Raw genomic sequence first — 10,157 nt, forward strand, 5'->3', positions numbered from 1 at the left:
AAGTGAGGAAGGTGGTATGGGTTACGGGATACGTGTTGTGCTGGTGATGAACCGCAAGGGGGGATCGGGCAAGAGCACCCTCTGTCGCGCCTTGGCTTCTGCTGCGGCTGCTCGAGGCGAAACGGTGACGATCTTCGATACCGATGCCTCGAAATCCTGCCTCAAGTGGATGCAGGCGGGAAAGGAGGCCGGCAACTGGTCCCCCTTGGTTGAGGTGATCCACACGCTCGACGCCCACCGGGTGGCAGAAGCCATCGGGCAGATCTACGAGCAACCCGATCAAGAGCACCTCATCCTGATCGACACCTTCGGCGGCGGATCTGAAGCGCAAGACGTTCTGGCGGTCGCAGCGCACCGGATCATTTGCCCGATGATGCTGTCGCGGGGCGATCTGAGCGAGACGCTGGAAACCGCCAACTGGTACCTGAAGCTTCGTAGCCGAGTGGAAAAGCCGGGCGAGCTTGCAGGGTTTTCTGTGTTGCTCAACCGGGTGCCTGTGCGGGTGTCAGAGACCGAGCGGGCGGTGGCTGAAGAGTTGTTCCAGTCTTTGCCTGCCCTTGAGACCTATCTTGGTAGCCGCGCCGCTTATGTTCGGATGGACAGAGAAGGGCTTCTCGGGGTGATCGCGGACAAGACGCCGAACCGGGCGCTTGCTGCCCATGTCCAAAGTGCCGTGAAGGAGGCAGGGGACCTTCTGGAGGAGATCGACCAGCTGATCCTCAATCCGGCGGAGGTCGCATGATGGCGCAGCGCAAGGACATGATGCGGATCATCCGCCAGGACGCGGGGTTTTCGGCCAAGTTGGGGTTTGGCGGGAAGGTGGGCGAAAGTGAATTGGCCGATCGGCCCATCCCGGTACCGCCGACTTCGGTTGACGCCTTGGCGGCACCGAACCCTTCGGCACCGGCACTAGCAGCGACGACCACGCCAAGCCACAACACTGGCGAAGTTGGTGGCAGACCCGTTGGGCCCAAAGAAGAAGCCCGGGAAGTGGAGAAGGCCTTCGGCACCCAAATGGCTAGGGATGCGAAGGCGGCTGGCGTTGCTACGGGGTCAGCAGCGCGCGGCCATGTTGTCCATGTCTCATTGTCGCTGACCACCCGTCAGGCACGGCTGGCAGAAGAGTGGGCCACGGCCGCGCGTTGCACCGTCCAGTTTTTGATCCGACGCGTTGCCCAAAGTCTGCGCGATCAGGTCTTCGACGATTGGGAACGTGATGGGATGCCGGAAGTCGAGGAATCCCGCGGCGCACGCGGCAAGCACCCAACCAGCGTAACCTTGACCTTGCGGCCGCAGTTCGCTGCTGACCTCGCGAAAATCCATGACCCGCTTGGCATCATGGGATTGGCGCGTGCCATGGGCCCAGCCTACCGCGCCCGGTTCCAGGACGCCTTCGACGAAGCCTTGGCCAAGGCGAAAATTCAGACAACAAACGAGGGAGACGAACAATGACCAGCACAGAAGCCCCTGCCCTCGCGCGGACCATCCCGCCATCTGAATTCGACATCGGCACACCCGTCGAATGGATGGTCGATCCGGATCATCGCGCGAGGATCCTCGGAGTGACGTATGAGTTCAGTCAAACAGGGGAGCGCAAGACCGTCTGGTACACGCCCAACAAGCGGCGGGCAAAGAAAGCATTGATCTTGTCTGAGTTAAACCAGGCCTGAAAACGGCTGGCGCGGAGCGGCTTGGCCGCTGCGTGTTTTCGAACTGGCTTTCGCGATGGCCCGCTGGCGAAGCGAAGAGACCCGGCGGCTTGCGCCACCGGGTCTGATCTGTGAGGTCTCAGCCCGCGAACTGATCCTCGCGGTCGACCAGTTCGGGATCTTCGCCTTCACCAGCCTTCGGGCGGCTCAGGAAGTCGACCTTTTCCGCGATGATCTCGCAGCCGTAGCGGTCGACCCCAGCGGCGTCGGTCCACTTGGTGTAGTGGATGCGGCCGTGAACCATCACCTTCATGCCCTTTTCGCAGTTGTCGGCGACCGTCTTTCCGAGACCGTTGAAGCAGGTGATGCGGTGCCATTCGGTGTCCATCACGCGGTAGCCGTTCTCGTCGCGCCGGACCCGACCTTCGGACAGGCGCGGGCGCGAGGTGGCGAGGGTGAAGTTGGTGATCTTGGTCCCGCCTTGCGTGGTGCGGACTTCCGGGGACTGACCGATGTTGCCGGCGAGGATGACGATGTTCTGCATGTGAAGCTCCTGTATCTGGCTCGAGGGACCATCCCTTCGACAAGACCCGAATGAAGCCAGTCGGCTGAGGCTTGCACGGTGGCCCTTCAAGCCACCGGAAACCCCCGAAGGACCGGGGTGGTGCGGGCAGGGCGCGGCACGCGACCAACACGGCCCGGCCCTGAGCGGGGTTGCGAGCCAGAGGCCGAACAGGCTTAGGGGATTGTCCGTCGAAGGGAGGTGCCTGAGCCGGGATCACAGGAAGCGGCAGGGCAGAACGATGACACCCTTCCCCCGGCGATGTCAGACCCGGAAGGCCAAGACCCCGGAAAGAGAGAAACCAGATCAACACCGACCAAGCCGAATGCGCCGCCAGTCCGATGGGTCGAGGTGGGTCCTGCGCGACAGGCAGGCCGCCAGGATGGGCAGACCAAAGCACCGGCCCGCGAAACCGGTGAGGCCGTGTCGCTTGCTGCGATCTGGAGGGCATATTGGTGATGGTGGTTCCGGTTCGCCCTGTCGCCATGTGCCGATGTCCCGACTGTGACCGTAGGGTTGCAAAGAGTGTAGGGGATGGTCGATGCCCCTGCCCGGCTGGAAAGAAGGTGATGCGCGTTCATCAGGACATCGAACCACAGGAGCAGATCGAAGGGCCTAGCGACAACATGAATGGCCGACTGCCGGCGCGAGATGACGGGTCGCGGCACGTTGATTTGCACGGCGTGGCTATTGGTCAAATCAAGGACGATGATATCTATCGCTCATGCTAGGGCCATACAGTGAGTTATAGAAACCAGTTCTATTGCTCATTGCCCTGACCTTCAGACAAATCGACCAAGCGCGGCCTGCTACCGCTGATAGCCCCGCCGCTGCTTATGAGCGGCAAGCCGCATCAGCGAAGTGATCGCCCTGCCCTCGTCCTCATGGCTCTCGATCAGGGATTGGCCACGTGCGCCAATTCTTCCCCATTCACGAATGAGACAGGCACGACCGAACAAGTCGCGCTGAACGCTCAATCGGTAGTAACGCCGCATGTTAAGGGCCAAGTCGATACGACGCAGATCCAGCGTCGTCGGGAAGATTTCGAGCTGGACACCTGAATCGAACATGTAGTGATCATACCGACCATCACCACCATATCAAGTGCAGAACGCGCGCCCACACGGTGTTCCAAGGCAAACCTCAAGGGTGTCATCCCCTCGAGGGAAACGTCACCACATTCGTAGCTATCGTCCGATGTTGAAAATCCAGCCCTGCAGCCCAAAGCGGTGACCTGCGCCAGAGCATTTCCTCGATGCCGCCGCCACCCGTCCGGATTAGCAGCCCCACCCATTCAAGTGGCATCGCGACTGCGCTGAACAACCCGCCCGCCGGACCACGCCATCCACCGCCTGCACTGGGGCCATAGAGGAAGCTCGCCAGTTCAGGCAGCGTAAAGCCATCCTGCGGCATCCGGTTGATTGCTTGCAACCACAATTCCCAGTCTCCGCCGGGCGCCTCACCCGTGCGCATGCCTTCGGAATGGTCAAACCGAAACAAAAACGCTGGCGCGATGGTGGCAAAGGCCGCCTCTGGGTCTGCCACAAGTTTCATGCCCGGCTTTGTTAACCGCCAGCCACCACCCATTTTGCGCCCAAGGCGCAAGGATGTGAGGAGGACGCGCAAATACTCCAAAGGCGGGACATCGTATTCATCAAGCACCTTGTTGACAGAATACAGCTTTTCGGCAGTCCAGTTCGGGAAATTCATACGCCGCACGACCCAATCAATGCAGTGCCGGTTCCACGCACCTGATTTGGTCAGTCTGATTTCACTATGCTCAACCTGATACGCCGCGATGGTCTGAAACGCGCGCAGCATCGGCGCACTTGTTTGCACCAAGTCGACTCCGGGATGCCGTCGAAAATTGATAGAGTTGGTCATGGGGCAACCATTGAAGTGGACGACAAGGGAAGCGACATCTTCGGCAGTTTGCAATTTGCTGGACCGTTGCGGCGGCAAGCCATTAAAGGCCAGCTCAAATCAGGATTTCATACTCGCGCAGAAAGTCGGCTGTTTGCAACAATCCCTGCCCTTCGAGTTTCAGGACCAGTGGGCTCTGTTGCACAAATCGCCTGATGGCCAGAGTTCCCCTGTCCCCGGACAGACTTATCCCACGACTTCTGTGACGGGTATGCCGAGGGCGGTGAAGCCGTTCAGGACGGCTACCCTGACCTGGAACTCGGCGACCTGACGGTCGAAGTCCCGCGCCATGAGGCGTTGGCCCAGCAGTTTCACACAGTGCATCTTTGTCTCGACGCGGCTCCGGCGGTGATAGCCGCTCCATCGTCGCCAGATGGTTCGACCGAAGCGTTTTGATGCGCGCAGAGCTTCGTTGCGGGCGATTGCTCCGGGGGTGTCGGGTTTCCAGGGTTTGGCGTTCTTGCGGGGCGGAATGACGGCGGCTGCACCGCGGGCGGCGATCGCGTCATGGCATTTGCGGGTGTCGAAGGCGCCATCGGCGGTGACGCTGGCGATCTCCTGGTCGGGCGGGATCTGGTCGAGAAGCTCGGGCAGCATGGGCGCGTCACCAACATCGCTGGTGGTGAACTCGGCGGCACGTATCTCTAGTGTTTGCTCATCAATTCCGATGTGGATCTTGCGCCAGACGCGCCGTTTCGTGCCGCCGTGCTTGCGGGCGTTCCATTCCCCCTCGCCCTCGACCTTGATGCCTGTGCTGTCAATCAACAGGTGCAGCGGACCCTGCGACCCGCGAAAGGGGATGTTTACCTTCAACGTCTTCTGACGGCGGCTGAGGGTGCTGAAGGTCGGCACCGTCCAGTCCAGGCCGATCAACCCCAGGAGGCTTTCGACAAACCCTGTCGTCTGCCTCAGCGCCATGCCGAACAGCACCTCCATCGTCAGGCAGGTCTGAATTGCTGCGTCACTGTAGTCAGGCTGTCGGCCGCGTTTGCCGGTCGGCGCGGCCTCCCAGGTCATGGCGGGATCGAACCAGATGGTCAGCGACCCGCGGCGCTTGAGCGCCTCATTGTAGGCCGGCCAGTTCCTAGTCGTGTAGGCGGAGGGTGTGGGTCTGCTCATCCCATCCAGCTACCATGCTGGATTCACGAGATGAATCCCTCACGGGATTTGTGCAACAGAGCCGTCCATCAACGAAAAGCACATAGTCGGCAGGCCCGGTATCGGTTGGATATTCCCGAACAGCGACACCAAGGGCCGCATTCGGGTTCAGCGATGACTTGTCCTGCACCAGCCAACCCGCAGCCAACAGCCGCTTGTCGATCTGATCGCGGGCGATCTGTTCGGGGTTCTGGTTGACGGGTTCTAACACTGGCACACAAAGTTGTTTGTTTTCACAACCATGATGGTGTGTGGCCTGTTTTTCAATCCCTTAAGCCTGACGTGTTGAACTCAGTGACTGGAAACGTTTAGCCTTTTGGGGATGGAGACAAGGCGCAGAACAATTTTCAAGCCCTAGTGTTCTCCATCTGATGAGAGGGTCCCATGCACCACAGGCTTGGTCTGGTCACGTCAAGCAGCTATTTGGACTTACCTACGCAACAGCCCGTTCAAATGCTTGAACGCTGCCTCGAACCGGTCTTTTGTTTCGTCCGACACCTTCGGCCAAAGAGTGGATAGCTGCTCGGTGAAAAAGCGTGCGGGCCTGTAGTGGCCGAATGAACCAGACTTCATCGGGTTTTCGGCTAGCCAAGCGTCAATCGCCCGAAGCGTGCGCGGCACATTCTGGTTGAGCTTTGAAGGCGTGATTCTTGACGCAAGCTGTTTGCCGTATTCGCCGTTGACAAGTTCGAGATAGAAGGATCGGTCGAACATGTCCTCTACATCGGCTTCAGCAGTGCCGGTGAAGTCCGCGTACGTCGACACCTGTTTCTTGTTGAGCAGATTCTTCTTGTATAGGTCTTCGATGAGTTGCTTATCGCTGTTTTGAATATCCAGCAGCGTTGCAACGTTGATCCCCTTTTGCGAGCCGAGGAGCGCCACGAACGTGGGCACTTTTCCGCTGCCGCCGACGGGAGTGATGGTCCACTGTTCCGACAACCCCTCGCGGCCCTCGCGCTCCATTTGGGCCGACATCGCCCTGAGATAGAGCATATCCGCAACACCCTCGACAATAAGTGAGTTCGGACCGATGAAAAGGGTCTGCTGGATTTCGTAGCCGAGCGCGCCCTGCAAAGGGAATAAGCTATCGTCGGTGGCGTCGAACACGTTCGCCAGCACTTTCGTGCCGTCTTCTTCTTTGGGAAGAGCCTCGAGGGCATCAATGCCCAAATCCTGCACGATGCGAACCCGCTCGAACTTAGTCGGGTCGATCATGAACGGTGAGTGTGTGGTATATAGGAGTTGGTGGCCCGACAGCTCGCTGTCGAAATAGCGTAACAAGTCAGCCTGCGCTCGGCCGTGCAGTGATAGGCCAGGCTCATCGAGCAGTAGGATGACATTCTGCTTCTGGCGTTTTATGTCCTCGTACCAAGCCAAGAACGAGAAGAACCACACAAATCCCCGCGACCGATTGCTAAGCGGCGTCGTGGCCCAGTGCACTGAGTCATACACCTCGCCCCAGACGTTGACTCCTTGCTGCATCCCGTCAGGGTCTCCAGCTTTCGCGTCACGCACATCGAAGCGCATCTGTATGTGCTTGTTTTGAGACCAGTACTTGACGATACGCTGGGTTAGGTGGTTCCCAGCACCTTGCAGCTTGTTCTTCAGTTCCACCGTGTTGTTGGTGGCCACGAGTTTGCGGTGGTCGAGGCGCGCGAGGTTGATGAGGCCTATGAGCGGGTAGTCCGAGTCGAGGAGCTGGTCGCTGTCTTCGCGCGCAATGAGGGCGTTGAGGTTGGCCTGCCCTTCCATCTGGTAATACTCATCGAAGTAGAGAAACTTGGGCACGCGGGGCCAGATCAGGTTGTGATAGATGTAAGAGCGAACATTGCCACTCTTGGTGACCTTATCGACCAGAGATTTAAGCGCCATGACAGCTTCGGTAGCTTCTGCAACATTGATGGTATCAGCAAATGCCTGCCAGCCTGAAGCTTCGAGCAGCTTGGTCTTTAGGTCATCAGGCAACGCTGAGTTGTCAGCGAGGTGCTTCCTTGCAGCAGCCTCATCGCATGTCAGGAAACCCTTACTGCTATTGTTGCCATAGTAGCATTCACGGGTAAATGTTGGGCCGGTGAATGCCTTTGGTCCGAAGACTTCTGATATAGCGTCGAAGTCATCCTGTTCGAGTTCGTAAGTGCAATTGACAACTACAGCCTTCTCGCGCTCGCCACTTTCGACCGCGTGCAAGTAGTCCTCGACCTCGCGCTTGGGGTAGTCGTAAGTCTCGTCGAAAACCGCGTCCTTGGGTCGAATAGGGTTGGTGCGATAAAGAGCAGTCAGAACAGTGGTTTTGCCTGCCTCGTTCTTGCCGACGAAGCAGGTTGTCTGATCGTCTACCTTTATAGGACCAGTGTCCCAGATGCTGCGGAACTCACGGACCCTGTATTCCTTCAGCTTCATCGCAAATCACCCCGTTATGTTCGCCCCCAACGTTACCAAAACAATCTATGAGTGAACAGGTATCGAACGGCAAGTCTCGCCCCGCGATGCATTGGTGGCCGCTTTGAAGAAGGAGCACGCAATATTTGGTAGCACCAGCAGACCGCTCTAGACCGAAAACGAGATCTGAGGGGGCTCACGCCCCCTTCTCGAACTTCAGGACCGGGATGCCGAGCTTCTTAGCCTTGTCTGCGAGGTTCTCCTGGATGCCATTGCCGGGGAAGACGAGGACGCCCACGGGCAGCACTTCCAGCATCGCGTCGTTGCGCTTGAAGGGTGCGGCCTTGGCGTGTTTGGTCCAGTCGGGCTTGAAGGCGACCTGCGTGACCTTGCGGGCTTCGGCCCATTTGGCGGCGATGAGTTCGGCACCCTTGGGGCTGCCACCGTGGAGAAGGACCATGTCGGGATATTTGGTCTGGACCTGATCGAGTTTGCCCCAGATCAGGCGGTGATCGTTGAAGTCGGTCCCACCGGTGAGGGCGATCTTGGTGCCTTGGGGCAGCATCACTTCGGTTTCCGAGCGGCGCTTGGCGGCCAGGAAATCGCGGCTGTCGATCAGCGCTGCCGTCAGGTGCTTGTGGTTCACCATCGAGCCAGAGCGGGGCCGCCAGGTTGAGCCGGTGTGCAGTTCGAACGCCTCGGCGCTGCGGTCGCGGAAGGCCTCGAGACAATGCCGCCGTTCGACAAGGCTGGTGCCTTCGGCCGTCAGACGCTCAAGCTCGGTCGATTTCACCTCCGAGCCGTCCTGTTCGCGCTGCAGACGGTGTTGCGCCACTTCGTTGTCGTCGAGCAAGCGTTCGGTGCGGGCGGCAGCGCGGTGGAAGAGGTTGACCTGGCCCCAGAGCAATTCTTCGAGGTCGGGTTCCATGCGGGTGTCGCCAAGGGTTGCGACGAGGGCATCGAAGATATCGCTGACCGCATCGATGAGGCGTTCGGGCTCCGGCATCGGGCGCAGATCGACCTCGTCCTGAAAGGCACGGGTGCCGTAGAGCTGAAGCTCCTGAAGCGCCCAGGCGGTCTGGGAAAGGGCTGGGCTGCGGTCGAAATCCTCGCTCTGGAATTGGGTCGTCATGGTCTTTTGCCTCCGGCTGCTCGGGCCCGCGCGACATCCCGCGCGGCCGTCATGGGCTGCGAAAGCCGTGGACGGGGTCGCCTCTTCACCCCCGCTTTGGGGCCGGACCGCATGGGGAGGAGGACGGGGGGCGGCTGATTTGCCTCGCGATGCAAAGCGGGGGCTCGTCCCCCGCGGCGGAAATCAGTTGCCCACCGTCCTTGAAGGGGCGGCCCCTTTGACGGCCGCCTGCCCATCTCTTGAAGGACGTGCGGATGCCTGCGCGGGTTCGACAGCCGGGATGCGGGGAAAAGACGCGACCCGGTTCCTCAAGCGATGCTTGACCCCCTGCCCCGCTCCCTGACTGCCTTTGCGCTTTGAGAGTTCAGATCGTCAGCCGATGCTGATCCTTGGGATCGATCTGCTCTGCCAGATGCTGGCACAACGCTTTCGCGCCCTGGGCACGGAGATCATCGTTGAAATCCCCGAGGCGCGGCTCAAGCACCCTTACGGCAATCCCGGCCTCACTTGCTCTGGCGGTCAACCTTTCCGCCGCACGCTGCCCCGCCGGATCGCGGTCGATGGCGATGTAGAGGCGCTGCAACCCTGCTGGCAACAAGACGGCTCCGAGGTGAGACGACGAGAGCGCCGACCAGACCGGCAGGGAAGGTAGGGCCTCGCGGATAGAAAGCATGGTCTCGATGCCTTCACCCAGCACGAGGGTTTGATCTGCCGGGTCGATCCGGACGGCATTTCCGAGGAGGTGACCCATAGCCCGCCGAGGTGTGTCGACAGCCGCTTTGTCCTGTCCGTCAGGTGCCAACCAAGTACGATGCACGCCTTGCAGGGCCCCTGCCCCATCGGTGACCGCGGCGATCATCGCAGGTCTGGGCACAGGCTTGGTCTGGCCCTCATCCCGATGCCAGCACTTCGGGTGAAAGCGCAGGGTTGAACTCGGCACCGCTTGGGTGATGCCCCGGGTGCGCAAGTAGGCTTCTGCCAGAGAACCCGCCAAAGGCAGCGAAACCGCAAACAAGCGCGCCGCTGCTGCTAGCGTACCCGAGGGGGATTTTCGGCTGCTCGGGGAGTTGGCATCCGGGAGAACCGGCTGCGGACGGCCAAGATGCGCGCGCGCCTCGGCCAGAAGGTCGAGAAAACGCGTGATCCCCGTGCGTTCGCGAATGATGTCGAGGAGATCGCCGTGTTCGCCTGTTGCGCTGTCGGTCTTATGTGGAATTCCACATAACACCGAACATGTTGCGGCGCTTGTTATGTTGCGGTGGCGGTATCTGGTGCGTTTCTGCAGGAGTTTTCGCGAGTCTGGGCAACATAACCTTGGCACAGCGGTGGGGTTTTCGTGATGGCGCGCGATGCA

General features: G+C 60.0%; 11 protein-coding genes. 4 read left to right on the top strand and 7 right to left on the bottom strand.

The window, feature by feature from the left end; translation table 11 throughout:
• The 3 genes from Q8K08_RS00100 to Q8K08_RS00110 all read left to right on the top strand — a co-directional run.
• Positions 1 to 742: division plane positioning ATPase MipZ (locus Q8K08_RS00100; RefSeq protein ID WP_305248769.1), on the top strand; the 742-nt coding region annotated here is incomplete at its 5' end.
• Positions 739 to 1,452, top strand: a complete 714-nt coding sequence (locus tag Q8K08_RS00105; RefSeq protein ID WP_305248770.1) for a hypothetical protein — start codon at positions 739 to 741, stop codon at positions 1,450 to 1,452. The genes Q8K08_RS00100 and Q8K08_RS00105, both read left to right, overlap by 4 nt.
• Positions 1,449 to 1,670: a hypothetical protein gene (locus Q8K08_RS00110; protein WP_305248771.1), complete on the top strand. Its 222-nt coding sequence runs from the start codon at positions 1,449 to 1,451 to the stop codon at positions 1,668 to 1,670. The genes Q8K08_RS00105 and Q8K08_RS00110 overlap by 4 nt, the downstream gene beginning before the upstream one ends.
• Before the next feature lie 118 nt (positions 1,671 to 1,788).
• Here Q8K08_RS00110 and Q8K08_RS00115 read toward each other — a convergent pair whose 3' ends face one another.
• The 3 genes from Q8K08_RS00115 to Q8K08_RS00125 all read right to left on the bottom strand — a co-directional run bounded on the left by Q8K08_RS00115 (position 1,789) and on the right by Q8K08_RS00125 (position 4,050).
• Entirely contained in the window at positions 1,789 to 2,193 is a 405-nt protein-coding gene (locus Q8K08_RS00115; RefSeq protein ID WP_305248772.1) for a single-stranded DNA-binding protein, read from the bottom strand.
• A gap of 827 nt (positions 2,194 to 3,020) precedes the next feature.
• Complete coding sequence (locus tag Q8K08_RS00120) at positions 3,021 to 3,281, bottom strand: WGR domain-containing protein (RefSeq protein WP_108437599.1); 261 nt, start codon at positions 3,279 to 3,281, stop codon at positions 3,021 to 3,023.
• 82 nt (positions 3,282 to 3,363) lie between these two features.
• Complete coding sequence (locus Q8K08_RS00125) at positions 3,364 to 4,050, bottom strand: hypothetical protein (protein ID WP_305248773.1); 687 nt, start codon at positions 4,048 to 4,050, stop codon at positions 3,364 to 3,366.
• A 15-nt stretch (positions 4,051 to 4,065) separates the two neighbouring features.
• Here Q8K08_RS00125 and Q8K08_RS00130 point away from each other — a divergent pair, with 15 nt between their 5' ends.
• Positions 4,066 to 4,290 (top strand): hypothetical protein, encoded by a 225-nt coding sequence (locus Q8K08_RS00130; RefSeq protein WP_305248774.1) that lies wholly within the window; start codon positions 4,066 to 4,068, stop codon positions 4,288 to 4,290.
• A gap of 30 nt (positions 4,291 to 4,320) precedes the next feature.
• Here Q8K08_RS00130 and Q8K08_RS00135 read toward each other — a convergent pair whose 3' ends face one another.
• The 4 genes from Q8K08_RS00135 to Q8K08_RS00150 form a co-directional block, all read right to left on the bottom strand.
• Complete coding sequence (locus Q8K08_RS00135) at positions 4,321 to 5,253, bottom strand: IS5 family transposase (RefSeq protein ID WP_304803176.1); 933 nt, start codon at positions 5,251 to 5,253, stop codon at positions 4,321 to 4,323.
• Between the two features lie 468 nt (positions 5,254 to 5,721).
• Positions 5,722 to 7,692 (bottom strand): ATP-dependent endonuclease, encoded by a 1,971-nt coding sequence (locus Q8K08_RS00140; protein ID WP_108437607.1) that lies wholly within the window; start codon positions 7,690 to 7,692, stop codon positions 5,722 to 5,724.
• A 175-nt stretch (positions 7,693 to 7,867) separates the two neighbouring features.
• Entirely contained in the window at positions 7,868 to 8,803 is a 936-nt protein-coding gene (locus Q8K08_RS00145) for a DUF2493 domain-containing protein (RefSeq protein ID WP_305248776.1), read from the bottom strand.
• A 364-nt stretch (positions 8,804 to 9,167) separates the two neighbouring features.
• Positions 9,168 to 10,055, bottom strand: coding sequence for a toprim domain-containing protein (locus tag Q8K08_RS00150; protein ID WP_322573447.1), 888 nt, complete (start codon positions 10,053 to 10,055; stop codon positions 9,168 to 9,170).
• Between the last annotated feature and the right edge of the window lie 102 nt (positions 10,056 to 10,157).

It is taken from the genome of Pseudotabrizicola sp. (genome assembly GCF_030684215.1).
Classification (GTDB): domain Bacteria; phylum Pseudomonadota; class Alphaproteobacteria; order Rhodobacterales; family Rhodobacteraceae; genus Pseudotabrizicola.

Excerpts from the sequence above, each read along its gene's own strand:
- Q8K08_RS00105 (WP_305248770.1), top strand. The coding sequence starts at position 739 with ATGATGGCGCAGCGCAAGGACATGATGCGGATCATCCGCCAGGACGCG.
- Q8K08_RS00140 (WP_108437607.1), bottom strand. The coding sequence starts at position 7,692 with ATGAAGCTGAAGGAATACAGGGTCCGTGAGTTCCGCAGCATCTGGGAC.
- Q8K08_RS00120 (WP_108437599.1), bottom strand. The coding sequence starts at position 3,281 with ATGTTCGATTCAGGTGTCCAGCTCGAAATCTTCCCGACGACGCTGGAT.
- Q8K08_RS00110 (WP_305248771.1), top strand. The coding sequence starts at position 1,449 with ATGACCAGCACAGAAGCCCCTGCCCTCGCGCGGACCATCCCGCCATCT.
- Q8K08_RS00115 (WP_305248772.1), bottom strand. The coding sequence starts at position 2,193 with ATGCAGAACATCGTCATCCTCGCCGGCAACATCGGTCAGTCCCCGGAA.
- Q8K08_RS00130 (WP_305248774.1), top strand. The coding sequence starts at position 4,066 with ATGCCGTCGAAAATTGATAGAGTTGGTCATGGGGCAACCATTGAAGTG.
- Q8K08_RS00135 (WP_304803176.1), bottom strand. The coding sequence starts at position 5,253 with ATGAGCAGACCCACACCCTCCGCCTACACGACTAGGAACTGGCCGGCC.
- Q8K08_RS00145 (WP_305248776.1), bottom strand. The coding sequence starts at position 8,803 with ATGACGACCCAATTCCAGAGCGAGGATTTCGACCGCAGCCCAGCCCTT.